This is a genomic window from Mycobacterium angelicum, assembly GCF_002086155.1.
Lineage (GTDB): Bacteria > Actinomycetota > Actinomycetes > Mycobacteriales > Mycobacteriaceae > Mycobacterium > Mycobacterium angelicum.
This window is the reverse complement of sequence record NZ_MVHE01000010.1, coordinates 86,588-113,356: the sequence shown is the minus strand read 5'-3', so window position 1 is coordinate 113,356 and position 26,769 is coordinate 86,588. Positions and strand designations below refer to the sequence as shown.

General features: G+C 64.4%; 21 protein-coding genes, 2 tRNA genes and 1 pseudogene. 8 read left to right on the top strand and 16 right to left on the bottom strand.

Annotated elements, in window-relative coordinates:
* Window positions 1-19: 19 nt before the first annotated feature.
* The 5 genes from BST12_RS09770 to BST12_RS09750 form a co-directional block, all read right to left on the bottom strand.
* Window positions 20-1,282 (bottom strand): metal-dependent hydrolase family protein, encoded by a 1,263-nt coding sequence (locus BST12_RS09770; protein WP_083112907.1) that lies wholly within the window; start codon window positions 1,280-1,282, stop codon window positions 20-22.
* Between the two features lie 294 nt (window positions 1,283-1,576).
* Complete coding sequence (locus BST12_RS30720) at window positions 1,577-2,227, bottom strand: hypothetical protein (RefSeq protein ID WP_139801576.1); 651 nt, start codon at window positions 2,225-2,227, stop codon at window positions 1,577-1,579.
* An 80-nt stretch (window positions 2,228-2,307) separates the two neighbouring features.
* The gene (locus BST12_RS09760; RefSeq protein ID WP_170062089.1) at window positions 2,308-2,757 is read right to left on the bottom strand and encodes a barstar family protein; all 450 of its coding nucleotides are present in this window, start codon (window positions 2,755-2,757) and stop codon (window positions 2,308-2,310) included.
* A 62-nt stretch (window positions 2,758-2,819) separates the two neighbouring features.
* Entirely contained in the window at window positions 2,820-3,938 is a 1,119-nt protein-coding gene (locus BST12_RS34605; RefSeq protein WP_372510998.1) for a ribonuclease domain-containing protein, read from the bottom strand.
* Window positions 3,939-4,232, bottom strand: a complete 294-nt coding sequence (locus tag BST12_RS09750) for a hypothetical protein (protein ID WP_083112904.1) — start codon at window positions 4,230-4,232, stop codon at window positions 3,939-3,941.
* A gap of 297 nt (window positions 4,233-4,529) precedes the next feature.
* Here BST12_RS09750 and BST12_RS09745 point away from each other — a divergent pair, with 297 nt between their 5' ends.
* Entirely contained in the window at window positions 4,530-8,582 is a 4,053-nt protein-coding gene (locus BST12_RS09745; RefSeq protein ID WP_170062088.1) for a SpoIIE family protein phosphatase, read from the top strand.
* Complete coding sequence (locus BST12_RS09740; protein ID WP_083112902.1) at window positions 8,579-8,908, top strand: STAS domain-containing protein; 330 nt, start codon at window positions 8,579-8,581, stop codon at window positions 8,906-8,908. Before BST12_RS09745 ends, BST12_RS09740 begins: the two co-directional genes overlap by 4 nt.
* Window positions 8,909-9,150: 242 nt before the next feature.
* Here the strand turns inward: BST12_RS09740 and BST12_RS09735 are convergent, their stop codons facing one another.
* The 6 genes and pseudogenes from BST12_RS09735 to recC all read right to left on the bottom strand — a co-directional run bounded on the left by BST12_RS09735 (window position 9,151) and on the right by recC (window position 18,916).
* Window positions 9,151-9,660: a barstar family protein gene (locus BST12_RS09735; protein WP_083112901.1), complete on the bottom strand. Its 510-nt coding sequence runs from the start codon at window positions 9,658-9,660 to the stop codon at window positions 9,151-9,153.
* A 142-nt stretch (window positions 9,661-9,802) separates the two neighbouring features.
* The gene (locus BST12_RS32840; RefSeq protein ID WP_083112900.1) at window positions 9,803-10,165 is read right to left on the bottom strand and encodes a hypothetical protein; all 363 of its coding nucleotides are present in this window, start codon (window positions 10,163-10,165) and stop codon (window positions 9,803-9,805) included.
* 9 nt (window positions 10,166-10,174) lie between these two features.
* Window positions 10,175-10,603, bottom strand: a pseudogene (locus tag BST12_RS34600) (hypothetical protein); the annotation flags it as partial.
* Between the two features lie 26 nt (window positions 10,604-10,629).
* Window positions 10,630-12,345: an exodeoxyribonuclease V subunit alpha gene (gene recD, locus BST12_RS09720; protein WP_083112899.1), complete on the bottom strand. Its 1,716-nt coding sequence runs from the start codon at window positions 12,343-12,345 to the stop codon at window positions 10,630-10,632.
* A complete protein-coding gene (gene recB, locus BST12_RS09715) occupies window positions 12,342-15,623 on the bottom strand; it encodes an exodeoxyribonuclease V subunit beta (protein WP_083112929.1) in 3,282 nt (1,093 codons plus the stop codon). Before recB ends, recD begins: the two co-directional genes overlap by 4 nt.
* The gene (gene recC / locus BST12_RS09710) at window positions 15,623-18,916 is read right to left on the bottom strand and encodes an exodeoxyribonuclease V subunit gamma (RefSeq protein ID WP_083112898.1); all 3,294 of its coding nucleotides are present in this window, start codon (window positions 18,914-18,916) and stop codon (window positions 15,623-15,625) included. The genes recB and recC overlap by 1 nt, the downstream gene beginning before the upstream one ends.
* Before the next feature lie 317 nt (window positions 18,917-19,233).
* Here recC and cynS point away from each other — a divergent pair, with 317 nt between their 5' ends.
* Both cynS and BST12_RS09700 read left to right on the top strand, forming a co-directional pair.
* Window positions 19,234-19,689, top strand: coding sequence for a cyanase (gene cynS, locus BST12_RS09705; protein ID WP_083112897.1), 456 nt, complete (start codon window positions 19,234-19,236; stop codon window positions 19,687-19,689).
* 11 nt (window positions 19,690-19,700) lie between these two features.
* Window positions 19,701-20,729 carry a patatin-like phospholipase family protein gene (locus tag BST12_RS09700; RefSeq protein ID WP_083112896.1) on the top strand — a complete coding sequence of 343 codons (1,029 nt, stop codon included), beginning with the start codon at window positions 19,701-19,703 and terminating at the stop codon, window positions 20,727-20,729.
* 10 nt (window positions 20,730-20,739) lie between these two features.
* On the opposite strand, the gene BST12_RS09695 is transcribed toward BST12_RS09700, so the two are convergent.
* From BST12_RS09695 to BST12_RS09675, 5 genes are all read right to left on the bottom strand, one after another.
* Window positions 20,740-21,219: a hypothetical protein gene (locus BST12_RS09695; RefSeq protein ID WP_083112895.1), complete on the bottom strand. Its 480-nt coding sequence runs from the start codon at window positions 21,217-21,219 to the stop codon at window positions 20,740-20,742.
* A complete protein-coding gene (locus BST12_RS09690; RefSeq protein ID WP_083112928.1) occupies window positions 21,216-23,537 on the bottom strand; it encodes a molybdopterin oxidoreductase family protein in 2,322 nt (773 codons plus the stop codon). Before BST12_RS09690 ends, BST12_RS09695 begins: the two co-directional genes overlap by 4 nt.
* 39 nt (window positions 23,538-23,576) lie before the next feature.
* The gene (locus tag BST12_RS09685) at window positions 23,577-24,272 is read right to left on the bottom strand and encodes a crotonase/enoyl-CoA hydratase family protein (protein ID WP_083112894.1); all 696 of its coding nucleotides are present in this window, start codon (window positions 24,270-24,272) and stop codon (window positions 23,577-23,579) included.
* A 20-nt stretch (window positions 24,273-24,292) separates the two neighbouring features.
* Entirely contained in the window at window positions 24,293-25,126 is an 834-nt protein-coding gene (locus tag BST12_RS09680; protein ID WP_083112927.1) for a hypothetical protein, read from the bottom strand.
* Between the two features lie 62 nt (window positions 25,127-25,188).
* Entirely contained in the window at window positions 25,189-25,905 is a 717-nt protein-coding gene (locus tag BST12_RS09675) for an MBL fold metallo-hydrolase (protein ID WP_083112893.1), read from the bottom strand.
* Between the two features lie 126 nt (window positions 25,906-26,031).
* Here BST12_RS09675 and BST12_RS09670 point away from each other — a divergent pair, with 126 nt between their 5' ends.
* The 4 genes from BST12_RS09670 (at window position 26,032) to rpmG (ending at window position 26,759) form a co-directional block, all read left to right on the top strand.
* On the top strand, window positions 26,032-26,250 hold the full coding sequence (locus tag BST12_RS09670) for a type II toxin-antitoxin system VapB family antitoxin (RefSeq protein ID WP_083112892.1): 219 nt from the start codon (window positions 26,032-26,034) through the stop codon (window positions 26,248-26,250).
* A gap of 109 nt (window positions 26,251-26,359) precedes the next feature.
* A tRNA-Thr gene (locus BST12_RS09665) sits at window positions 26,360-26,432 on the top strand.
* A gap of 52 nt (window positions 26,433-26,484) precedes the next feature.
* Window positions 26,485-26,558, top strand: a tRNA-Met gene (locus BST12_RS09660).
* A gap of 33 nt (window positions 26,559-26,591) precedes the next feature.
* Window positions 26,592-26,759: a 50S ribosomal protein L33 gene (gene rpmG, locus BST12_RS09655; protein WP_083112891.1), complete on the top strand. Its 168-nt coding sequence runs from the start codon at window positions 26,592-26,594 to the stop codon at window positions 26,757-26,759.
* Window positions 26,760-26,769 lie beyond the last annotated feature (10 nt).

The window sequence follows — 26,769 nt, the reverse complement described above, 5'->3', positions numbered from 1 at the left end:
CTTGTTCGACACTGCGCCGCTAGCAGACGAGGCCTTTCACCACGCGGCCGTCCTTGATGATGGCGGCGAAGGCCTCGTCAGGTCGGGCGATGAGGGAGATGTCGGCTACCGGGTCGCCGTCGACGAGGATCAGGTCGGCCAAGGCTCCTTCGGCCACCACCCCCAAGCGTCCGGGGTAGGGGTTGCGTGGGCCGGACAAGGCCAGTAGCTCCGCGTTGCGAAATGTCGCTTGCTGCAACACTTCTGCCGGTGTGAACCAGCGGGTGAGTTTGGTCAGCATCGCGCCCTGCCTGCTGGCGAGGCCGGGGGCGAACAAGATGTCGGTGCCGAATGCGATCTTGACTTGATGCTTGATCGCGAGCCGGTATGCGGCGTCGGTACCGGCGGTCATCTCCTGCAATTTGGCTTGGTTCTCCGGCGGCAGCGGGACGGTGTCCTCGTCGCCCAGAAACGGTTGCAGTGACCACCAGATGTCTTTTTCCGCGAGCAGTGCGGCGGTGTCTTCGTCTATGAGCTGGCCGTGCTCGATGCACCGGACACCGGCGGCCACCGCGGTGCGGATCGCGCGCGGCGTATATGCGTGCACCGTGACGTAGGTGCCCCAATTTTCGGCGGCCTCCACGGCCGCGCGCATCTCGGCCAGGGTGAACTGGGAGACGTCGAGCGGGTCATAGCTCGAGGTCACGCCGCCGCCGGCCATCAGCTTGAGCTGTGATGCCCCGCGGCGCAGCATCTCCCGCGCACCACGCAGCACCTCGGCCTCACCGTCGGCGATCACCGCGGCACCGATGATTTCGGTGTAGCTGAGGTGGCCGCAGATACCTCGCGGCACCTCGTTGGGCATCCGGAAGTCGCCGTGCCCGCCGGTCTGGGAGATGAAGCCGCCCGCGGGGTAAATGCGCGGGCCCGGGACCAGGCCTTCGTCGATGGCCTGCTTCATCCCGAATACCGGGCCGCCGAGGTCGCGCACTGTGGTGAAGCCGCGCAACAGCGTTTCACCGGCGCTGACGATTGCGCGGGCGAAGACGTAGCCGATGTCGCTGGTCTGTGCGAGGAGGGCGGGGATGGTGGTGAACATGGCGTGCCAGTGGGCGTCGATCAATCCCGGCATCAACGTCTTGCCGGTGCCGTCGATGGTTGGCCCGGTGAAGTCACTTGCCCCCGGCGGGGTGAGCGATGCGATGAGATTGCCCCGAACGGTGACGTCCATCGGCCCGATGATCCGGGCCTGGACGCTGTCGAAGACCTTCGCGTTCGAGATCCGCATCTCGTGTGTGTCCATGACGGCTCCTCGCTCAGACTGCACGAACGTAACGTTTGTTGCCGGCTGAAGTCCAGTGGCGTTGGCGCTTATTACTTCAGGGGTCCCGCCCGCATGAAAGTCCTTGCAGCGCTTGGTGTTTCGTTGTGTGCCGCGGGCCACAGACGACATGCGCGGGCCCGGATCAGCTATGTGGAGACGGGTTCGGATCTAGGTCGCTTACGTAGCGGCGGCGGTCTTTTGCAAATCGGAACGGGCCGACGAGGTCCGTGGAGACACTGCGTTGATCGCGGCGCCGCAACAACGGCTGACCAATCACCCGTGACGCTCCTTGTAAAGGTTGGGCCGTCCGTCGTTAGGGGTGTACATGTAATGGTCACGCACCTGAAGGACCGATGACCACCGCGGAAAGCCGGCAATTATTTCCGCATCGGATAATTCTGTCATGTTCGGTGGTGCGCCGTCGAGTCCTTCGACATGTCCAATGTAGATTCGAGCGGTTAATCCCGATAGGGAAAGCCAGTCGAACTGCAAGATGTACTCCGCAGTTTTCTCCGTAGGAGGCGCGGTGGTCAGATAAGCGGCTGCAAGTTCATCAGCGTCGTTTGCCCACATATCCTCATGGTCCGGAATCATTGGCTGAGAAGATTCACTCGCAGTCGGTGTCCAATAGCCTCGCGTTGAGTACCACGGGTAACGTCTACTGGCGTCGTTTAACCAGGTGGCCTTCCCGACGCCGGTTAACACAACAAGTGCGGTGTTCGATCCTTTGAAATTGCACCAGCGAATATCGAATATAACGCCAGCGCGCGAACGCTGCGGAGAAAGGCGCATATCGATAAATTCGGCTTCGTTCAGGGCGCCCTGCTCAATCAACGGATTTGGACGCGAGGATATTGTCAACCCCACGTCCGGGGTGAACTCGTAGAGTTCGTTAATCGGGTAATCGGGCATGTGAATGATCAATTTTGAAGTTCGCCGCCGGATCGATCCATAGCGATAGCTTTGCTGGGGACTTTTATCGGAACTGCAACGGTGCCGGGCTCTTACAAGGTTACTGTCGCGACATCAATACCGACGGTCAGCCAGCGTTCACGAACCGCGTCAAGTTGATCGGCAGGAGCTGTGAGGATTAAGGCAAAGGCCGCTGGCGGCCTCGCCTCATCGCGATAATAGTTTCGATAAACCGGCATTTTACTGGCGAACCAAAAGAAATCCTCAGGTTGGTCAACCAAGAATAAGTGTGCATCAGTAATGACGCTCAGATAGCCGCGGGCGGGGGGCTTGCCTGTCGCTGTATTAAGCATATTGTCCAGATCGCGGATAAAGTCATTGAACGCATCCTTATTGCGTCCAAACCATGGCGGGAAGTGCCAAGCGGCGGCGAAGGCGTCGAATAGCGCATCTACACTATTGACACGTGCACCGTCGATAGCCCGTACCTCGATATCAGGCGGGACCGCCCACGTCGATGGTATCTCGGCCTGAATACCCACACAGGGTCCTTGGGCGGCTGCCGCCAACAAAAACTCGTTTAGGTTCACAGTTCAGTGCACCGCTATCGAATCCGATGAAATGTTCGGTAGTGATCGGTTGTGTACCACGCTGACCCGTCGCTGCCGGTCACAATGCGCTCGGTGTCCCGATCGTGGTTCGGTAGTCTTGGGTTGACATCCCACTCCTTGTATGTGATGGGGTTTCCAGACGCGTCTCTGGTCGGGAGGGTCTGATTGTCATTGTCGAAATTGCTGCCACCTTTAGTGCCGGGCGCATTTGCCGCTCCTGGCCATTTTCCAGCATCTATCTGATTCATCGTGTCCAGTACATTTTGCGGTACTGGCGGTTCTCCTGTAGTGGGAGGGGTTGGCTCGTCGTCGCCGACTGGTACGTCCAGTTCTGCCAGCCGGTTTCTAATCGCGGCCTGCCTCTCGAGGAGCGGTCCCCGGTCGGCAACACAGGTTTCGTAGGCTGCTTGCTCGTTCGGCAGCAGAAAGGTGCGTCCGCATCGGGCGTTGAATTGAGCGATGTCGGCGTTTACCGCCTCCCAGGCTGCGCGGGCCTGGGCTGCTGTCATGTCTTTTGGGTTGTCGGGCGTCGGTAGTGCTGGGTCTCGTTTCCAGGTGCGGTAGACCGCCTGAATTTGAGATTTGTGGCTATGTGGTGTCTCCCGGAAGGCGGTGGATGCCATTCCGGCCGTCGCGGTGGTGATCTTGGAGGCCACTTCGTGTTCGAGTCCGATGAATTGTGTTGCGTGCTGGCGGATGTCGCCGGCAAACGCTTGGGCTTGGACTTTGCGAGCGCTAAGTAAGGCCGTGCTGCGGCTAATTCGGGTGTCGGTGACCGACAGGTCTTCGTCAACGGCGAAGCCAGCGTGATGAGCATCTTGGATGCGGTAGATGACCCGGCGCTGGGCGGCGCCAATAGCTCCGGCGCCGTCACGGGCAATGGCCGCGGCCTGGCGCAATTGTTCGGCTTTGGCGCTCACGAGCGCCAAGTCGGCAGCGGTTCGTTGCCGTAGCCGATCACCACCGACGCCTTCCCAGGTGAGAATGTGGGATTGGGTGCGCACCTCGAGGAACACGTCTTCCCACTCATCGGCAGTTTTGGTCCAGCGGGTAGCCGCCTCGATGAGATGTTCGGTGTCCCAGGTGTGGAGTTCCGACAAGGTCGGCAGCACCTAGACCCTCCGCGATCGCACGGCGGCAATCGCGGCCGCGGCCGTCGTCTCGTTGTTGGTGTATCCCGCAGCCCCGGCGTCTACCGCGCTGCTAGTCGCCTGCGTCCGGATGGTCAGCGCCCCTGCTGCCAGGTCAACCGCTGCGTGCACACTGCTCACCGCCGCCGCGGTGGGTTGACGCGGCTGGCGCGGTAGGGGTGGTGCCGCGATGTCAAGTCGAGCGCTTGACTGACGCCATTGGTTGGCGGTGGCCCTTAGCTGGTGGATATCGACGCGCAGCTGACCAGATTGCATTTCGGGAAGTGTAACGGCACAGTAAGGATCGGCAACTCACCACGGGCCTGCAGTGTGCCACGACGCCTGCGCCCCGCCGACCCCTCACGGCACGGCGAACTGGCCACCCTGCGGTGGTAGTGGGGGCACCGCCCCATAGGCCATCTTGAACAAGAAACCGTGGTTGATTCGCGGCGCTACACTTCCAGAAAGTGCCTGGTGGGCGGGTCGGCGCGGACGAAAAGGGTGGTCGCCATTACGGCAGACGCTGCAGCCGAAATTTCACCGTTCGTCGGGGACAGCGAGATGGCGCTTCGCATGTCCGAATTCGACTGGGCGGCTTCGTCTTTAGGCCCGGTGCACAGCTGGTCGCGAAGTCTGCGCACGGCGGTAGGCATCTGTCTGAGTTCGCGCTATCCCATGGTCATCTGGTGGGGGTCGGGGTTGGTGCTTCTCTACAACGACGCGTGGATCCCCATCCTCGGCCCCGAAAAGCATCCGGCTCTTGGACAAATCGGTCGGCAGGTTTGGCCCGAGATGTGGCACATCATCGGCACGCAGCTGGCAGGTGTGCTCGCCACGGGCGAAGCCACCTGGTCTGATGATCAGTTGCTGCCGGCGATGCGCTTCGGATACCTCGAGGAAGCCTATTTCACCTACTCTTACAGCGCGATCCATGACGAGATGGGCTCCGTCAGTGGCGTTTTCACCGCCGTGACAGAGACTACGCAGCGGGTGCTCAGTGAGCGGCGACTGAGCATGCTGACTGCATTGGGCGAGGCCACCGGTCTGGCGTCGGCCGGTAGCAGCGCCAGCGTTGAAGACGTCTACGAAGCCGCGATGACGGCGTTGTCGCGCAATCGAGCCGACGTTCCCTTCGCCGCGGTGTACCGGCGTTCCGCCGGTGAGAGGCCAGGCGGGTTGGCGGCGGCAATGGGAGTGGCGGATCGCTCCCTGCTGGAACCGGAAACCGACCTGTGGCCCGGTCTATGGTCGATTTCGGCGCCGACCATTGCGTCGGTATCGACTCGATGCGCGCAGGCCATCGCGCCGGGGGCCAGCCCAGTCGGGGACTGGCCTCCCGCGAGTGCGTTGTTGTTGCCCTTGCAGAGCGCTGGGCAGAATGCGCCCGCAGCTGTACTGGTGCTGGGCATCACCGTTTACCGTGAATTCGACGAGCAGTTCCGGGGTTTCCTCGACTTGACAGCAGCTCAAATCAGCCGGGCTGTCAGCGATATCGTGTCCTACCAGGCCGAGCGGAGCCGCGCGCAGGCGCTGGCCGATCTTGACCGCGCAAAAAGTGAGTTCTTCGCCAACGTGAGCCACGAGTTTCGGACGCCGTTGGCCTTGATCGCCGGGCCTAGCGAGGACGGGCTTGTCGACGCGACTGAGCCGCTTGGTCCCAGGCAGCGCGAACGGTTCGAAATAGTCAGTCGAAACGCAGCTCGCCTGCGCCGCCTCGTCGACGACTTGTTGGATTTCTCGCAAATCGAGGCCGGCCACCGACAGCCCGAATGGCAGCTAGTCGACCTCGGCGCCGTCACACAGGAGTTAGTGCTGTCGTTCCAGCCGGCTGCCAGCCGCGCCGGACTGGCGCTTGGCACCGACATCTCGTTGTTGAATCAACCGGTATTGGTCGATATCGGTATGTGGGAAAAGATCGTCCTCAACCTGTTGTCCAACGCGGTCAAGTACACCATGGCTGGGCACATCGACGTCGAGTTCGGCGAAACGGCTGACCGGCTGACCCTATCGGTCAGTGACACCGGCATCGGGATCCCAGATAGCGAGCAGCCCAAGGTTTTTGAGCGTTTCCATCGTGTCCGCGGACACGACGGACGCAGCCACGAAGGGGCTGGCATAGGGCTTGCGCTGGTCGCCGAGCTGGTTCGCCTGCACGACGGCGAAGTCTTCGTGACATCGCAGAAAGATGTCGGTACCACCTTTACCGTCCAATTGCCGAAACGATCCGGTTGCGCTGAAGCCGCCACCGGTTCCCCGCGTGAGCGCCGGTCCGGCCGGGCCGCCGCCTATGTCGATGAGGCACTGCAATGGTCAGACGCTGCCGGGGGTGAGGGCGGTCCGGAGCGCGATGATGATTCGGCGAGCAAAGACGCGTGTGTCCTGATCGTTGAGGACAACGCCGACATGCGCGCCTTCATCCGGAACGCGTTGAGCCCGCACTGGCGTGTGCTGGAGGCCACGGATGGCCGCGAGGGCCTGCGGTTAGCGCACACCGAACACCCCGATCTGGTGCTGACCGACGTCATGATGCCCAAAATCGATGGGTTCGGACTACTTTCAGAGCTGCGCGCAGATTCGCGTACCGCCTCGGTGCCAGTGATATTCCTGTCCGCCCGGGCAGGCCAAGAAGCGGCTGTGGGTGGTTTGAATGCCGGTGCCGACGACTATCTCGTGAAGCCGTTCTCGACCATCGAGCTGGTCGCACGGGTGCGATCCAATTTGGAGATGGGCCGGTTTCGCAACCGGGAAGCCGACTTTCGACGAGCGCTCATCGATTCGATGCAGGAGGGGTTCTTCGTCGCCGACGACAAGGGCACGATCACCGAGGCCAATCATGCATTCTGCGACCTCACCGGCTACTCCGCAGACGGGCTGCCCTATCCCTGGCCACAACCCTGGATCCCGTCTCGCCGGACCGATGCCGAGGGCTGGGCCGTGCACCGCGAGGCATACCGTCGCTACCTCGCCGAAGGTGGCGGCAACTATACGGTCCCACTGCACCGGCCCGACGGGCGAGTGGTGTGGATTGCCTGCTCGACAGCGCGGGTTAGCGAACCGCACACGCGGCAACCCCGGTATGTCGGTACCGCGCGTGATATCACCGCCGAGTACCGCGCACGTCAGCGCGACGCCACCCTGGCGCGATTTGCCGGCGCACTGACACCACACGGTTCCAGCACCGCGCTGTTGCGGGCGGGCGCCCGGCAATTGCAGGAGGAATTTCGCGCCGCGCGAGTCATTGCGGGGCTGTGGCCGGTACGAGAAACCACGCCGCAGTTGTTCATGTGGCCGGATACCGAAATCTCGTACGAGCAGTGGCAGCGGCTGTGTTCGGCGCTTGATGAATCGCGGTATCTGAGCAGCTCGGTCGCTGAGCGTCGCGCCGACGACAACACCGTCGTGTATTCCGTGCCGCTGGCTGGTGTCGCTTCGGCAATAGCGATGGAAGTGGCTGTCTATCAAGGAGATACAGACAACCGCGAGCTGTTCGGATTATTGACCAGCCACCTGGCGCAGGCGCTGGCCACCGCACGCGAACTTGAGCAAGCCCGAGCGGTGGCCCTGACCTTGCAGCATTCGATTCTGGGTCCAACGGATCTGCCGCATGGCTTCGCGGTGCGCTACACACCAGCGGTTGAACCGCTCGAGGTAGGCGGTGACTGGTACGACGTGATCCCGTTGGACATCACCCACATTGGAATCGTGGTGGGAGACTGCGTCGGCCGTGGTTTGTCGGCTGCGGCAGTGATGGGTCAGCTCCGATCGGCAGCACGCGCGCTGCTGCTGCAAACGGCCGATCCGGCACGTGCTCTCGACGGGCTGGACTACTTCGCCCGGACCCTTCCCGATGCCCGATGCACGACCGTATTCTGTGCCGTGATCGATACGGCGGCTTGTACTGTGAATTACAGCAGCGCAGGGCATCCTCCCGCCGCGATCGTCGACGATGCCACCGGCCCCGTCCTACTCGACGCGGCACAGCAACTCCCGCTGGCGACTCATCCGACGAACCAGCCGCGGCCGCAGGCCACAACCCGGTTACCCCCGGGCGCGACGCTGATGGTCTATACCGATGGACTCATCGAACGGCGCGGGGAGCCGCTTACCCAGGGAATTCTGCGTGCGGCGGCCGTCGTGCGACTCATGCATGAGCAGCCCCCAGAGGCAATCGCCGACAGGGTCATATCTGAGCTGGCGCCCTGCGGCGGCTACGACGACGACCTCGCTTTGCTGCTCTTTCGCCAGCCGCCCGCGCCGCTGATCTTCACGCTGCCCGCGGCGCCGAAAAGCCTGGCCGACATACGTTCCCAACTTCGCCGGTGGCTCTCGACCGCGGCGATCGACCACGCCATTGCACACAAAGTGTTGCTGGCGGTGGGAGAGGCGACGTCCAACGCAGTCGAGCACGCCGGCGGCCCAAGCGACCTACCGGTCAAGTTGACGGTAACCGCGCAAATCTTGGCAAACCAGCTCACACTGACCATCGACGACACTGGCCAATGGCGACCAGCGGCGGCGAGCGCCAACCGAGGACACGGGATGCACGTAATGGAAGCACTAGTGGACACCATGCAACTGCGCTGCGGCGCCGACGGCACCAGCGTAGAACTCGGTATCGAGCTATGAACGCTCAGCAGTTCCATTTCGCCCCTGGTGAAGGTGACCGGGCGCCGGTCGTAACCGCCTGTGGCGACATCGATTTGGCCAACGTCGGCGAACTGCAAGAAGTGATCGCCTGCGCGATGGTTGCGGCCAACGCCGTCACCCTCGACCTCACCGCGGTGACCTATTGCGACAGCAGCACCGTTCGTGCGCTATTTGATGCCGCGGCGACCACTCAAGTCACCATTGTCATCGCAGACGACAGTGCGGTGAGAACGCTGTTGTCCATCTCTGGACTGGACCGCGTCGCCAACGTCATCACTGCGAATCGCGGGCAATCACCGGCGTAGTTCCGAGTCGCTTACCGGCGTATTCATCAACACATATAACGGGTGTTGACGCCGGGCTTTCTGCCAATTTCGCATCGTCGAACTCCCATACGACTGCGGCCGGCCCGATCTGCACCTCGGCTGCGCCCGGTTGCCGCACCATCTGACGATCGATTCGGGTGATAGCGAAGCGCGCAGGCCCTTGCATACGCAAGTACTACGTCCCGTTACGAATGCGAACCCTTCGGCGAATTCAAGCGGTCTCACAAGGTTACTGTCGCGACATCAATACCGACGGTCAGCCAGCGTTCACGAACCGCGTCAAGTTGATCAGCGGGAGCGGCGAGCAAGAGGCCGAACGCTGCTGCTGGACTGGCTTCGTCACGGTAGTAATCACGGTAGAACGGCATGCATGTGGCGAACCAGGAAAACGCTTCGGGTTGGTCGATTAGGAGCAAGTGTGCATCGGTTACCACAGTCAGGTAACCGCGAGCAGGGGGCCTTCCGGTAGCGGTATTGACCATGGTGTCCAGGTCGCGCATGAAAGCATCAAAGGCATCCATATTTCGGCCAAACCACGACGGGAAGTGCCAAACCTCCGCAAAGACATCAAACAAGGCAGCCCGAGTTTTGGCACGCGCCCCATCGACCATTCGCGCCTCGACACCGTCTGGGGAGACAAGCGGTGAGGATAATTGCGGGTATGCGCCTACGCACGGACCATAGTGAGCGGCTTGTGAGACGAATTCTTCTAAATTCACGTTCTGTGTCATTGCTATCGAATCCGATGGAATGTTCGGTAATGATCAGTTGTATACCACGCTGACCCGTCGCTGCCACTGATGATGCGCTCAGGCGTCACGGTCCTGGCCAGGCACCCTTGCGCCGGTCGACGCCCGCAAAATCTCGCTAATGTCACACGTATTCATCAACAGATATAACGAGTGTTGACGCCGGGCTATGGATATAGTCTATATAGTGATGCACCGCGTGGCTTGCGTTGATCATGGAAACGTTTTTCGCAGCAATTTCTGCCAATTTCGTATCGTCGAACTTCCATGTAATAGCGCCTGACCCGAGCTGCACCTCGGCCGCGCCCGGTTGCCGCACTATCTGATGATTAATTCCGTTGATGGTGAAGTGCGCTTGCCCTTGCATCCTTGCTGTCAATACCGCTGACTGGAAGGCGCGAAGCCCATCGCGATCCGCAACAGCAAGTACTACGTTCTCGTTGCCTAATGCGAACCCTTCCGCAAATTCAACCCGAAAGATACTCATCTTTCCTCATCATTTGTGCGTCTGAAAATCGCCGATGGAGATATTTTGCCACCCAGAGTTCGGTGTATCGTGCGGATTATAATCCCAATGCGGGTAGTGCCATCTATCATTACCAGGATCGAACCGCCATTCTCCGCCCCGATCGTCCCACAGACTTGAGCCTCCCCGAGCTTGTTCGCTAGGACGGCTGGGCTGTCCAACCGTTAGGTTGCCTTCGACGGGCGGGGTTATACCTGCTGGGGGTAATCCCCGGCCCGGCGGTTCGCCGGCGGGATCCGGAGAAGGTGGAAGCACACCTTCTACGGAGATACCCAGTTCCTCTAACCGAGCTCTGATCGCGGCTTGCCTCTCAAGGAGCGGTCTCCGGTCGGCAACACAGGCTTCGTAGCCTGCTTGCTCGTTCGGCAGCAGAAAGGTGCGTCCGCATCGGGCGTTGAAGTCAATTCACGCCTGGCGGTTAACCCTCACTCCTGCAGCCGCATCCGTAATCCCGTCGCGCGCAGGGCTCGTCGCTCAACCGCGTCCCGAACTTGCTGCTCGGATCCGACCACCCGTACCTTGTTCTTCGCCCGGGTGACCGCGGTGTAGAACAGCTCTCGCGTCAGTAACCGCGAATCGAGCTGTGGCATAAGAACCGTCACCTCATCGGCCTGGCTGCCCTGGCTCTTGTGGATCGTCATGGCATGCATGGTCTCGACGTCGGACAGCCGCCCGGTCGCGAAGTCGAGCCGCTCGGTAGCCCCGGCGATGACGGCCCGCAGCCCCTCAGGACCGACCACCGCGATGCCGGTGTCGCCGTTGTACACCCGCAGCCCGTAGTCGTTGGCGGTCACCAGCAGTGGCCGGCCGGCATACCACTGCGACCACGGCGGCTGACCCGTCTCTTCGGCAAGCCAGTTCTCCACTTGCCGATTCCAGTGCTGCACGCCGAACGGCCCGCGCCGGTGCGCGCATAGCAGACGATGTTCGTCCAACGTAGCCAGCGCGACCTCGACCGCACCCAACAGCGCCGCCTCGCGCAGCCGCAGCGCATGCGGCAGCAGAATGGCGCGCAGTCGCGCACCGGGGTCCTCGTCTTCGACGAACTCAATGTGATCGTCGCCCGTCCGCAGCAGGGCGATCACCTGATCTCCGTCGCCCGCGCGAATCGCTTCGGCCAGTGCCCCAATCGATTTCCCGAACCGGTGTGAAGTGCGCAGCGCCGCCACCCGCACGTCGGTGCGCGCCGACAGGCCGTCCACCAGATCCGCCAGCACCGCACCCGCCTCCACCGACGCCAGCTGGTCGGCGTCGCCGACGAGGATGAGCCGGGCTCCCGGACGCACCGCTTCCAACAACCGCGCCATCAACGTCAGGGAAACCATCGAGGTCTCGTCGACGACAATCACGTCGTGCGGCAACCGGTTTGACCGGTCGTGCCGGAACCTTGCCGAAGTGTCCGGTTTGCGGCCCAGCAGACGGTGCAGCGTTACCGCCGGCAACGGGCCCAGTCGCGCTTGATCGGCGGCGTGCAGTCCGCGAACTTCGTGCTGCACCGCCTCGGCCAGCCGCGCCGCCGCCTTACCCGTCGGCGCTGCCAGGGCGACCCGGGGCCGCGCCCGTCCGGCGAGCGCCGCCTGATCGGCGACCAGGGCCAGGAGGCGGGCCACGGTCGTGGTCTTTCCGGTTCCGGGGCCGCCGGTGAGGACGGTAACACCCTGGGAGAGTGCGGTTTCGGCCGCTGCGCGCTGTTCCTCGTAGCCGGGCGGGAAGAGTCGCTCAGAGGCGGGCATTTGAGTGGTTGGTCTGCAGGACAGCAACGCCAGCAGGTCGTCGCACACCTGCTTTTCCTCGCGCCAGTACCGGTCGAGGTACAGCAGCCGGTCGTCGTACAGGTGCAACACCGGTGGGGTGCCGCACAGTTGGCTCGCCCGCACCGCCGAGAGCCACGGCCCGAACGAAGGCCACGGCAGTTCGGCGCCCGCCTCGGCGACCGTCGACAGATCAACGCACACCGAGCCGGCCCGCAATGCGCGCACGGCCAACGCTAATGCCAGCGCCACCCGCTCATCGGTCTCCCGGCCCAATGCGCAAAGCCGCTGCGCTACATGAACATCCGCCAGATCCAGCACCTCGGCCTGGTTGAAAAGCTGCAACAAGCCGGTGGCCGCGACGGCCACTTCGACCTCGGTAACCGTCATGGCGCCCCCGCGTCTAGCAGATCCGATACGGCCACCACCAGTTCCGCCGGCGGAAGCCAGCTGAACACACCAGCCGGATGCCCGTCGGTGACCGGCGTCTGGGCACCGCACATACCCCGCACAAAGAGATACAGCACCCCACCGACATGGCGCGCCGGCTCATAACCGGGCTGGCGCCAGCGCAGAAAACGGTGCAGCACAACCGTATACAGCAATGCCTGCAGCGGATAATCCGAATGCAGCATCGCCTCGACCAGCCGCGGAAAACTGTAATCCGCGGCAGTAGGACCCAGGTTGTTGGTCTTGTAGTCCACCACCAGATAGTGCTGGCCGGGCAGCCGCAACACGACGTCGATGGAGCCTGCCAGGTAGCCTCGCAGCGATTGGCGGCCCAGTGCGGCCGAACTCAGCCGATCGGCATAGGAGAACAGCGGGTCATCGGCCGGCAGATGCAACCGCAGCAGCGAACCAACGTCGGACAGTGAAACGTCGGGAAGCTGGGCCCGCAGATCACCACCGGCTAAAGGCATCTCGAAATCCAACTCCCGCAACCGGTCTCGCGCCCCGATCTGCCGCAAGGTCATCCCTGCGGCCAGCGGCCCCAGCGAAGTGTCCTGCATCGGTACCAGCGCGGCACCGAGCACGGGGCCCGGGTCGGGCGCGCCGGTATCGATAGGCCACCACCCGATATGTCGCCGTACCTGCTCCGAGAGTTCGCCGGCCAGATCGGGAGCGTGCGGATCCGCGGTTTCCAGCACCGCATGCACCAGCGAGCCGAATGTCGCGCCCGACGTCATGTCCGCCAGCGGCGAGACGACGTCGGCACCCGCGCGCGGCGCGGTCACCACCGTGGCGTCCACCTCGTCGTCGCGGACTTCGACCTCCGGTTCGCTGACCACGTCGACGGCCTGGGCGTCGCGCACCAACGCCGAATACGACGTGCGCCGCCAAGCGGTGTCGATCGTCCGGTGAAAGTGCCGCACCGCCAACCCTGTTGCCGGCGCGACGGTATCGGGCGCAGCTGAGGGCACAATCTCCGACACTTCTACCGACGGCCCGCCCGCTGCTTCCCACTGCGCGAACACCGCGCCGGCATCCTCATCGCTGACGCGCGGGTTGCAGCTGTCAGGTACCTGCGAATCGCCGATGCCGCGACCACGCAACAGTCGCGACAAGCCGCCGTTGACTTCGTCTTTGGTCGGTGCCCACCACGCCACCAGCTGTGACTGGGCCCGGGTTAGCGCGACGTAGGTCAGCCGGATGTTGTCGCGCGCCGCCTCGACGCGATTGAGCTCCTCGACCTCCCGGCGGGCCGGACTGCGTCGTGAGCCGCCGATATACAGACAGCGGGTGTCCGTCTCGTCGTGGTAGAGCAGGATGTCGTCGCTGCGCACGTGCCGATTGAACATGAACGGCAAGTACACGATGGGGAATTGCAGACCCTTGGCCACGAACACCGTCATGATCTGCACGGCAGCGGCGTCGCTGTCCAGCCGGCGATTGTGCTCTATTGCACCGCTGCGGCCGTCGCACTGCTTGCGCAGCCAATCACGCAGTGCCGGAAGGCCATACCGCTGCTGATGCGCGATCTCGTGCAGCAGCTGGGCGATATGCGCCAGGTCGGTCATATGACGCTCGCCGCCGCGTTGCGCCAACACGCGGCGCCCCATGCCGGCCAGCTGGGCCGCTTCGAACACCGCCGCGACACCGCGCTGACGCGCCTGATCGGTCCATTGGCGCAGTGTGCCGGCAACGCGGTCGGTAAGCGCATTGCCCTGAGCGGCAAGGGTTTCAGCCGTCTCACCGAAGAACATGGTGCAGGCCGCCGCGCGGACCAGTCCGCTGCGCTGCGGCGCATCGAACGCCTCCAGCACACACAGCCAGTCCTTGGCCGCCTGCGATGCGAACACATCGGTGTCACCGGTGTAGATCGCCGGTATCCCCGCTGCGGCCAGGGCATCCCGACAGGCCCGCGCGTCTCGGTGGTGCTCGACGATCACCGCGATGTGCCCGGCCGCAACCGGCTGCCCGTCAAATGTCGCGCCGCTGGCCAACAGCGCCGCGATATCGGCGGCCAGGTCGGTGGGAATGTGGCGGCGCAGTACCTCGATCGGAACATTGGCGGTGCCCTCATAGCCGACCGCCGGCCGCGTGACGATACGCAGCCGAAACGGCTGTCCATGTGGCGCGCCGGCCAGGCGGTGCCCGCCGTGTCGGGCGTCGATGTCGTGAACGACGATCTCGGGATGGCCCAGGGTGGCACCGCGCAACACGGACTGCAGGCTCTGGACAAGTACCTTGTCGCTGCGCCAGTTGACGCCCAGTGTGTAGCGAGCATCGGCGGACCGGGCGGCCTTGAGATAGGTGTGGATATCTCCGCCGCGAAAGCCGTAGATGGCCTGCTTCGGGTCGCCGATCAGGATCAGCGCCGAATGACCGTGGAACGCGCATTCGAGTACCCGCCACTGAATGGGGTCAGTGTCCTGAAATTCGTCGACCAATACGATCCGCCAGCGTCTGCGCATCCGCTCGCGCGCCGGAGAATCCTCTGCCTCGAGGGCTTTGGCCAACCGGGTGAGCAGGTCGTCGTAGCCCAGGATGCGCAACCGGCGCTTGCGCTGTTCCAGCTCGTCGACCACTTCGGTGGCAAAGCGCAACCGGACCGCGGCTTCGCTGTCGGGTTCCGGGTCAAGCGGGCGCAGCTGCGCGCACGGGTCGTTCACGACCTCGCGGGCCAGGCTGAGGGCTTGAGCGTAGGACAGCACCGGATCGTCTTCGCTGCGACCGAAGTGTGCCAGGTAGCGGTCGTCGACGATCTCGGTGACCAGGTCGTCGAGGTCCTCGACCAGGGTCAGGCCGGTGTCCGTATCGCCGGCCACACCAAGTGATTTCAGCACCGAACCGCAGAACTCGTGGGTGGTGGCAATGGTAGCCGCATCGAAATTCGCCAGCGCGTCGCGCAGCCGGACACGCCTCGCGGCAAGTTCGGGGCCGCTGCCGCACACCAGATGCTCCACCAGATCGCTGGCCGGCGGCAGTCGACCATCGAGGGCAGCCACCGTCGCCACGATTTGGTCGCGAACACGTTCCCGAAGTTCGCGGCTGGCTGCGCGGTTGAAAGTGATGAGCAGCATCTCGTCGAGGGTGACGTCGGTTTCGGCGAGATAGCGGGTCACCAGTCCGGCCAGCGCGAATGTCTTGCCGGTGCCGGCACTGGCTTCCAGCACTGTGGTGGAACCGATTGCGGGCAGCGCACCCTGGAGATCGAAGCGTTCCATCAGCCGGGCTCCCGTTCCGAGCGCAGCACCGGTCGCCACAACCGCATCGCCAGCGCGCCCAGCCGGGTGTTTTCGCCCGGGATTTCTTCGCCGGCCCGCGGTGGGCCCAGCAGCGCATCGAGGGCGGGCCGCTCGCCCCAGACCCGCACATGTGCGGGTTCGCTGTCGTCACCGGGGCGGTAGTTGTTGGACTGCCAAGTTTGCAGTGCGGCCGCGTACGGGTCCTCGTCGTCGCGGCGCGCCTGTGCCCAGGCGCAGGACGTCTTCAGCGGCAGCGGTAGCGGCTCGCGACGGCCCGCGTCGTACAACGAAACCAGGTCTTGTAGCACGGCCGGCGGATCCGGCGGCGGCGCGAACAGTCGCTGGGCGATGCGGTTTCGGCTCTTGCCGCGCCCGATACACAGTGCGGTCCACTGCTGGCCCGGCGACTGCGCCGCCAAGGCGACCAACGCGATCCAGGCGGCCAGCACATGCTTGGGCGCCAGTTTCGAGTAGGTCACCGCCACCGTGTGCGCGCCGAACACCGGCGCGACCGTTCCGGTGAGCCGGCGCCCGCTGCCGAGGTCCACGTCGATGTCGTACGCGTCGCCGTCGCCCACGCGATGCCGCAGCGCGACCAGCGCGAGATCGCGTGCCAGGTCGCGGATTTCGGTTGCCTTGCGCATGCCGAGACGTCCGGGTGGCAGCGTGCCACGACGCCACTCGGCATGGGCGGCGGTATCGGGATGCATGCCGGCCAGCATGTCGCGCAGCATCCGGTCGCCGACGGTCCACGCCTCGAGGGCATCGATCTCGACGGGCATCGCGTCCTCGACGGTGTCGACGTCCCAGGGCAAGGTGTAGTCGAGCGCCCGGAAGAACCCCTTGACCGGGTCCTTGAAGAAGTCGAGCAGATCGGCCAGGGTCACGTCTTGCGGCGGTTCCGCCGGCAGCAGATCGGTGATGAAAGCCTTTGGGGTGCAACGCAGCCCGCTCACCGATTCGGCGGCGGCCAACGCGGCGGGGTCGAAGGTGAACGGCTGGCCGGGCAGCAGAGCACCGGGTGCGACGTTCTTGCGGTCGAACGGCTGCAGTGGGTGGCGGGTGACGACGTGCTCGCGAGCCGGCGCCTCAGTTGTGCCGTCCAGCGCGTCGAGCAACTCGGCCAGCGGGACCGACGGCGGCCGCGGCTGACCGCTGTGCTCGTCGGCGCCGGTATAGGTGATCACCAGCGTCTCGGTGGCAGCACCGATGGCGTCGAGCAGCAATTGGCGGTCCTCGGCGCGGATGTCACGCTCACCGGTCATCGGTTCCAGCGCCAGCACGTCGTCACCGTCGGGGATACCGTGCCGCGGGAAACGCCCGTCATCCAGCCCGACCAGGCACACCACCCGGTGCGGGACCGAGCGCATCGGCACCATCGTGCAGACCGTCAGCGTTCCGGTGCGGAAGTTGGCGCGGGTTGGGCGCCCGGCGAGGTGGCCGTCCAGCAATGCCGACACATCGGACAGGCGTAGTCGTGCTGACGCGCGGGGGCCGGCCTGGGCGACGACGGCGGCGAACTCGCGCTGCAACTGGGCGCGCGGCCAATCCTCATCGGTGCGGGCCAGCAGGCTCACGCCCGCGGCCAGGGCATCGAGCCATTCGGTCAATGGCCTGGTGCCGCTGAGGTTTTCGGTGACCAGCCGCAGCCGCTCGACGTATTCGGCCAGCCGGCCGGCCAATTGCACCCGATTGCTGCCGACGTCGTCGAGCGGCAGTGCGGTGTCCAGCCAGGCCCGCGAATCGTCGGACATCGCCACCCCGGTCAGGATGCGGTCGAGGCCGAAACGCCAGGTGTTGTGCACGAAATGGTCCAGCCCGTAGGGCAGGCGATGGCGCGAGTCGAAACCCCACCGAACGTTCGACTGGCGCACCCAGTCGGTGATCGCGTCCAGGTCGTCGTCGGTGAACCCGAAGCGGGCCCGCACCGGCGGGGCCTGGGCGAGGTTGAGCACCTGGCTGGCGGTGGCGCGGGTGCCGGCGATGGCGAGCAGTTCCGCGGCGACGCCGAGCAGCGGGTTGGTCTGGATGAGCGCCCGGTCGGCGAGCTTGACCCGCAATCGGTGCGCGGGGTGGCTGTCGCCGCTGACCTCGCCGAGCCCGAAGCCGGCGACGATCAGCGGCGCATAGGTTTCGATGTCGGGACACATCACCACGATGTCGCGAGGGTGCAACGTCGGGTCGTCCTCGAGCAGACCGAGCAGTACTTCGCGCAGCACATCGATCTGCCGGGCCGGTCCGTGACAGGCATGCACCTGCACCGTCCTGTCGCCGACGGCCAGTACCCGTCCGTCGGGACGGACTGCATTGGCGGCGATGTCGGACTGCAGCCAGCCGAGCAGGGTTTCGGGTTTGGTTGTGCCGCCGATGAATTCGTCAGTGGCGGGGGAGCCGGGCAGCGCTCGTTGCAGCTCGCGCAGGTCGCGGCCCAGCGTCTCGAGCAGCGGATGCCGGGCGGCTTGCCGGCTGGTGTCCATGCGTCGCGGAACCGCGCCGTGCAGGCCGCTGAGCGCCCGCCACACTTCGTCGCTGGGGTGCGGCAACCACAGGTGCAGATCGTGGTGGGTGGCCAGCGCGTCGAGCAACTCGATGTCGGTGACCGGCAGCCGGGTGTGGCCGAACAGCGACAGTCGGGAGGGCAGATCGGCGGGGGAGGCGTGCAGCCGGGCCACGGTGTTGGCGTGGCGGACGTGCGGCGGATCGGCCGATACCTGCGCGACCAGCGACCGCCACAGCGATGCCTGCCAGGCCAAGTCGCCATCGAGGCCGTCGCCCACATCGCCGTCCAGCCAGTCGGCCAGCAGCCGGGGCCGTTGCCGGGCATAGGAGGCGAACAGGCCGGCAAGCCGGCGGGCCACCGCGTAGCGACGGCCGCTGCGTAGCCGCGCCTCAGCCCCAGTGTCGAAGTGTCCCAAGTGTTTTGCCAGTGTGTGGCACCACGGCTCGTTCAGGCCGGCGTCGATCACTTCCAGCAGCGGCCACGTCATCGCTTCCGGCGACCACGGGTCTTCCTCGACGGTGCCGGTGATCTCGGCGATAAGCGACGCGGGACTGCGGAACGTCACGCCCGCGCATACGCCGTCACCAAGGCCACTGCCATGTGCCGCGCCCAAGACGTGCGAAAGCCGCTGACTTAGCCAGCGTTCGACCCCGCGCGCCGGCACTAGCACGAGTTCCTCGGCGAACGGGTCGGCCTGCGGTTCGGCCAGCAGCGCGCCGAGCCCATCGGCAAGTAGATCGGTGCGCTCGGCACGGTGGAGATGAAGCGCCATCGGGCGCCACCATAGACCGCCCCACCGACAGCGGTGGCACGATGGTCAAGACGAGGGAGGGGTGCGATGGAGACGTGGGACGCGATCTGCGCTCGGCGCAATGTCCGCCATTACGGGTCCGAACAGGTGTCAGGTGCCGGTGGCCTTCGTCCCTCGGATGGCGCATGTGGTGCGGCGGACCTTCGTTTTGCACGCGGCTGGTCAACGCCACGAAACCGCGGTGATCGGTGACCTGTAAACGGCATATCCCGTTTGCAGTGTGTCTTATGGGGTCTGTATGGGTCTGAAAATCGGCCGTAAACGGGCATGCTGGGGCAATGAACAGAAACGAGATCACCGAACAGATCGTCGTGGCCCGGCTGACCAAGGGCCTGAGCTGGCAGCAACTGACCGACGCCATCGACAAGCCGGTCATGTGGACCACTTCGGCGCTGCTCGGTCAGCATCCGATACCCGCCGAGCTCGGCAAGATCCTGGTCGAGATGCTGGGTCTCGACGATTCCGCGGTGCCGGTACTGGCGGCGTCACCGATGCGCGCCGGCCTGCCCAGCGCAATCCCCACCGACCCCACGATCTACCGCTTCTACGAAGCGCTTCAGGTCTACGGCGGCGCGATCAAGGAGCTGATTCATGAAAAGTTCGGCGACGGCATCATGAGTGCCATCAACTTCAGCGTCGACATGCAGAAGAAGGCGCACGAATCCGGTGACCGTGTGGTGGTTACATTCGACGGAAAGTTCCTTCCCTACCAATGGGTTTCGGCGGACAGCTGAGAGGGCGGTCCATGGCAGATCAGCGTTCCCCGCGGCCCAAGCCAGTGGACTTTGTCCTCTCGGGTGGGGGCGTCAAAGGTGTTGGCCTGGTCGGTGCCGTCGTCGCCGTCCTGGACGCCGGATACGCGGTCAAGCGGGTGTCGGGCGTCTCGGCCGGTTCCCTGGTCGGATCGATCCTGGCGGCCGCCTCCAACGGCGATCAGCTGACCACCGCGGACATCAAAGAAATCGCACTCACGTTGCCGTACGAGAAGTTTCGCGACGCCGGCCCCATCGGCCGGCTGCCGGTCCTGGGCCAGACCTGGGGACTGTTGCGTGACAACGGAATCTACCGCGGCGACTTCGCGCACGAATGGGTCCGCAGCGAACTGAAGAACCTCGGCGTGAGCACCTTCGGCGACCTCGCCCTTACCGACAAGCAGATTCGCGCGGAGCGTCGCTACCGTTTGGCGGTCACCGTCACCGACATCACCACCGGCCAGCTGGTCCGGCTGCCCTGGGACTATCAGCGCGTCTACGGACTGGATCCCGACGAGCAATCGGTTGCCGACGCGGTTCGCGCTTCGATGTCGATTCCGTTCTACTTCCGGCCGGTCACGCTGACCAGTGCCACCGGACTCACCTCCACCCTGGTCGACGGTGGAGTGCTGTCGAATTTCCCGATCGACTCGTTCGACCGGCCCGACGGAAAACCGCCGCGCTGGCCGACTTTCGGCGTCACCGTGCTGCCGAACCTGCCCGAAGGCAACGACCAGCTGATCCCCGGGGTGGGTGCGCTGCGTCTGCTGGGCCCGCCCTCGGTGCTGCTTGAACAGCTGATCACCACCATGTTCGTCGGGCGTGACCAGACTCATCTGAACCAGCCTTGGGTCAGCGCCCGCGCGATCCGGGTCGACTCAACCGCGGTCAACTTCCTCGATTTCGGCATTTCCCGCAAAGACGCCGAAGCGCTCTACCACCAGGGCTACCAGGCGGGACAGGAGTTTCTCTCGACCTGGAACTGGGTCGAATACCTCGAACGGTTCCGCCAGTACCACTAGCGGCGCAGCGCTAACTCGTCAACACCTGCGGCGAAAGTTCCTTGAGCATCGCGTTGGCCCAGCGCATCTGGCGCAGCGTTTCGGGATGACACCGGGACGTCAGCGCGACGAGCTCCTGGTCCTTGGCGGCCTGCGCGGCCTGCCCCAGCAGCTCCCAATCCAGCGACACGCCCGCGGCCAGCCGGTGTGTCCGGCGCAAATCGGCGAGCAACAGCAGCGCCGGTTCCGGGCGGTTGCGCAACAGCCCACTCGTTCGCGACCACACAATCCTGGCCGTGGCCCCCGTACGCGGATTCTCCGACAGCCGGAGCCCGTAGTTGCTGCCGTGGCTGGCCAGTTCGGACAGGTGGTGCTGTGACCACTGCGCCAGGTCGTGTGCGATGTGACAGATGTCCTGGTCGCTGTGATGCCGTGCGGCGATCACGTTGAGCCGGTGGGCCAGTTTGCGTTCGGAGCGATGCAGTTCGCGGATCGCCAATTTGAGCTTCATCGCGGGCCCTCCGCCCGCACGCGCGCGGCGGCCGTCTTGAAGATCGGCTGCTTGGACACCGGATCCCAATCGGTAAGGGTCAACTCGTTGCCGGCCCGGTGATGACCATCGTCATACCCGGTGTCCCAATAGCCATAGTGGAACGGCACGAACAGCACGCCGTCGCGGATGCCGTTGATGCGCACGGCGCAGGTGATGCTGCCCCGCGGTGTGCTCACGCTGACAAGATCACCTTCGGCTATCCCGAGCCGGCGGGCATCGCTCTTCGACATCTCCACCCACACTTCCGGAGCGGCGTTCTGAAGTTGGGGCGCCCGAGCGGTTTTGGTCCGGGTGTGAAAGTGATACACGGTACGGCCGGTGATCAACGCGAACGGATAGTCGCTGGACGGCTGCTCGTGTGGCGGGACGTACTCGGCGGCCTTGATGATCGCCTTGCCGTACGGATTCATTGCGCGGTACTCGGTGGGCTCCAGCGGTGCGCCGGTGATCAGGTCCTTGCCGTACGCCTCGCAGTAGTCGGGGGCCGACCAGAACTTCCCGTCCGCGTAGAGCCGCTCGGTTCCGTCGGGATGCTCTGCGTTGCAAGGCCATTGGATTCCACTGCCACGCAGTTTCGCATAGCTCAGGCCGGTGTAGTCACACGGCCGGCCGGCGCTGCATTTCTGCCATGCCTTGAACGCCGACTCGGGATCGGTCCACGGTGGCAGCGGCCGGCCGTCCTTGTCGCGGAAGTCCATGCGCCGCGCATAGTCGAGGAAGATGTCGAGGTCGGACCGCGCCGAACCCGGTGGCGCCACTGCCTTTTCGGACAGATGCACGGTCCGGTCGGCGTTGGTGAAAGTGCCCGTCTTCTCACCCCATGCGGCCGCCGGCAACACCACATCCGCCAGTTCCGCGGTCTCGGTCAGGAAGATGTCCTGGACGACGAGGAACAGCCGGGGCTGGGCGAGGATGTCGCGGATCCGGGACAGCTCCGGCAGTGACACCGCCGGGTTGGTTGCGGTGACCCACAACATCTTCAGGCTTCCCTCTTCGGCGAAGCGGAACATCTGCATGGCATGCGTCGGCGGTGCGTAGTGTGGAATCTGTTGCATCTCAAGGTTCCACAGCTTTGCGAGCTCGGCAATATGGTCGTCATTGGCCCAGTTGCGGAAGCCCGACAAGTCGCCGTCCGCGCCGCACTCGCGGGTGTTCTCCGCGGTGGGTTGCCCGTTCATCTGCAACAGCCCGCAGCCCGGCTTGCCGAGCATGCCGCGCAGCAGATGAATGTTGTTCACTTGCACACTGGCCGCCGTCGCCTGGTGTGACTGGTAAAACCCCTGCAATACCGTGGACAACAGCCGCTTAGCGGTCCCGAGAAGCCTTGCCGCACAGCGGATGTCGTCGGCGTTCACATCGCAGATCTGTGCCGCGCGCTCCGGCGGAAATTCCGCGACGCGACTGCGCAGTTCGTCGAACCCGACGGTGTGCTTGCCCACATACTCGTGATCGACCCAGTCGTTGGCGATGATCTCGTGCAGTAGCCCGTTCATCAAGGCGACGTTGGTCCCCGGCAGTGGCGCCAGGTGAACGGTCGCGTGCTGGGCCACCGGCGTCAGCCGCGGGTCGACACACACGATGGCCGGCGGCCGGTCACCGGCCAACCGGTCCAGCATCCGCATCCACAACACCGCTTGCGTCTCGGCGACGTTGTGCCCGAAAAGCGCGATGACGTCGGCGTGGTCGACATCGGTATAGGAGCCCGGCTGCCCGTCGCTGCCGAACGTTTCCTTCAGCGCCTCAGCCGCGGTGGCCGTGCACAGCCGGGTGTTGCCGTCGACGTGATTGGTCCCGATCGCGCCGTGCGCAATGACGGCCTGGGTGTAGTACTCCTCGAGGAACAGCTGCCCCGAGGTGTAGAAGCCGATCGAGCCGGGGCCGTGGCTGTCCAGCAATTGCTTGCTGTGCGCGACGATGCGCTCCATGGCGGTGTCCCAGTCGCACGGCCGCAATTCGCCGCGCACCCGAACCAGCGGCGAGGTGAGTCGGTCCTTGGCGGCGTTGGCCTGCCAGCCGAACATGTCCTTGGGGTCGAGGCGACCCCGGTTGACCCGGTCGACGCTGCGCCCGCGAATCCCGACGATGCGGTCGTCTTTGACCGCGATGTCCAACCCGTCGCCGTTGGAATGCAGTACCGCCGCCGACTGAACCCACCGGTCCACGGCCTCGGCCCGAACACCTTCGGCCAAATACATGTCGACCCGTTCTGGCCACATCTCGCCGGGGCCGTACGCGGTCCGGACGCCCCACGGGTCGGCGATGCGATCTATCGCCACCATGTGAGTTACGTACCCGGGGCCCGCCGGGCAAAACGTTTACAGGCCGAACTCGGCCTCTATCCCGTCGATACCGGCGCGAATCGCCTTGAGCGCGTCGGCGCGGGCACGCAACTTTGTCGCGGCATGGGCCTGTTGATGGAGGTTGGCGAATTCGTGCGCGGCCTCTTCGGCCCGGCTGACCAGTACCTCGGGCAGCGCAATCTCGTCGACAAAGCCTGCCGCGATGGCGGTTTCGCCGAAGAACGTCTTGGCTAACCCGGCTGCCTGCTGATAGGCCGACTGGGTCAGCCGCAGCTTCAAGATCTCCATTGCCGCCCACGGAATGGTCATGCCGATCGCGACCTCGTTGGCCTGAATGTTGTACGCGTGGGCCGCAATTCGGTGGTCACCGGAGCACAGCAGAAACGCTCCCATCGCGATGGCGGGCCCGGTGCAGGCGATCACCACCGGCTTGGGGTAGGACAGCAGGCGGTAGGACAGCTCGAAGCCGCCGCGCAGCATGTCGATCGCGGGCTGCGCCTCGCCGGAGGTCAGGATCTTCAGGTCGAAGCCGCCGCTGAACACCCGATGGTTACCGGTGATCACGAGCGCCCCGACATTGTCGCGGTCGGCGTTGTCGATCGCCTCGTTGAGTGCCTGCTGCATGGTCGGCCCCAGCGCGTTCACCTTGCCGTCGTCCATCCGGATGACCGCGATGTGCTCGTCGCGGGTATACGTGACCGGACCGCTCATTGCATATTTCCCTTCGATAGTCAGACGCGCTGGCTGCGATGTTTGCCTAGGTCGGCTTCGCCGTCACCCCAGCGCAGGCTGACGTCGGTGGGCTCGTCGAGCTGCCGGGTGCGCCATCTGTCCTGTGTTTCGGTCACGGCGCGGTTGATTCGGTCGATCTCGGCGCGAAACACGTCGGGGCGTGTTTCCTTGCTGGCGTAGTGGAAGTAGGTCAGCAGGCTGCGCAGCAGCTCCAGCTTCTGCTTCTCGCGTTTCGCCAGGTCGTGTGTGGTCATCAGCTCGATCCGCTGAACCGGCGGCAGGGCGTCCCAGTCCAGCACCACTTTGGTTTCCAGCGGACGCCGGTCCCGCTGCCAGAACCGCCAGCCCCGGGGCTGCGCGGGCCGGTCGAAGTAGGTCACCGTCCCCTCGAAGCGGGATTCCACGCTACGTCCGATTTCGGCGCGATCGAGTGCCGAGTCCCACACCATGCGCCATTCCTGGCCGGGCGCCAGTGTCGGCAGCTCGCGGGGCAGCTGCAGTTCGACGACGTCGGCGTAGCCCTCGGACGCATTCTCGTATTCGGCCACCGTCGGAGGATTAGGGAAGGAGAACCGGACGTCGTAGGCCGCGGTGCGGCCGAAATTGCGGACGACCAGCTCGATCACATGCCAATCGGCGACATGTGGCTCCATCAGCATGGCCACGTACGGACGGACCTGTTCTGCGGCCAGTTGCCGGTTGCGCTGGATCTGCCGATTAGTGACGACGAGCGCAACGACGCCCAGTGCGATTGCCGCCCATGCCGCCCACGCTAGCCAAGTGCTGGACTCGACGCCGGTGACCCCATTCCAGCTGCCTTGGACCCACCCCATCGAATCCACCCTCCGCTTATACCACAGTGGTTGCGAATGACCTCGGACCCGAACTTAGCCCCTCAGCCGCCCATCAGCATTCGCCACTGATCGAGATTGGTGGCTCGATACACGTAATTGGAACGTTTCACCGCAGAAAGAGCAGCGCTGGGTTCGGCCGAATACCAGTGCCCCGGAAACACCGTCGGATCACCGGGCAGCGCGGCCAGCTGCTGCAGGCTCCGGTAGATCTCGTCGGAATCGCCACCGGGAAAATCCGTGCGTCCGCAACCTTCCAGGAACAGCGTGTCACCGGCCACCAGCCGGCCGTCGAGCAGAAAGCACTGACTGCCCGGAGTGTGGCCCGGTGTGTGCAGCAGCTCTATCTCGATATCGCCGATGCTGACCGTGTCGCGGTGCTCGTGGGTGGTCAGGTCCCCGATGGGGATGCCGGTGATCCGCGAAACCCACAGGGCCTCATGGACATTCACGTGTACGGGGACGGTTTTCCGTTCCAGTAACTCGGTCAGCCCCTTGAGTTCGAAACCCATCATCGACCCGCCGACGTGGTCGGGGTGATGGTGGGTCACCAGGACTCCGGACAGGTGCATGCCGTCGGCCTCAAGTGCGTCCACGAGGTCTCCGGCGGCATAGGCCGGGTCTACCACCACGGCGTCCCCGGTTTGGCGGTCACCGATCAGGTAGGCGAAATTGCGCATTTGCGCCGCGATCATGTCGTTGGCGGCGAAATCGCGGCCGGAAAGCAGTTGGCGGAAGTACAGCCGGTCCGAATCTGACACGTCACCAGAGTATGGCGCGGCCACAGTCGGTCCAATCGGGCCTCACGATCCAGCGCGCGGTGCGGGCACCGAAGGAAACCTCGCGTAACGTTCGCGCCTTTTTTGGGTGCTCGGTATTGTTGGCCCATGCTCAAGAGGGTCGAGATCCTCGTCGACAATGACCTGCTTCAAGCGGTCATTCGTCGGTACCACCTGGCTGACGCACGCGAGGCGGTCCACCTTGCTCTCAAGGCGCTCCTCGACGAGGTCGATGGCGCCGAAAATGGGTCGGAAGAGGAAGAGTACGACGAGTTCAGCGATCCCAGTGCCTGGCTGCCCCGGCGCAGCAGCAGCGACACCGGATGACACGACCACACTCAGTAACGCGAGTGGTTTTGTGACGCTGCCGGGCACGCTGTAACCTCTTTTAGGCCCTTAAGAGCGCACCTGCACGACTGGTCGCTACGGGTGAACGGCCCCCTTAGCTCAGTCGGTAGAGCGTTTCCATGGTAAGGAAAAGGTCAACGGTTCGATTCCGTTAGGGGGCTCGGGCGGACGCCGAGCAGGCGGACGGCCCCGCTCCGCAAGGGGTGGGCCAGAGGCGATGTAGCTCAGTCGGTTAGAGCGAACGACTCATAATCGTTAGGTCGCCGGTTCGAGTCCGGCCATCGCTACAACACAACAACGAGACGTATAGAGAGACGGGCATGGCTTCCAGTACCGACGTGCGGCCGAAGATCACTTTGGCATGCGAGGTGTGCAAGCACCGTAACTACATCACCAAGAAGAACCGCCGCAACGACCCCGACCGGCTGGAACTGAAGAAATTCTGCCGCAATTGCGGCAAGCACCAGGCGCATCGCGAAACGAGGTAGGTCTAGAACC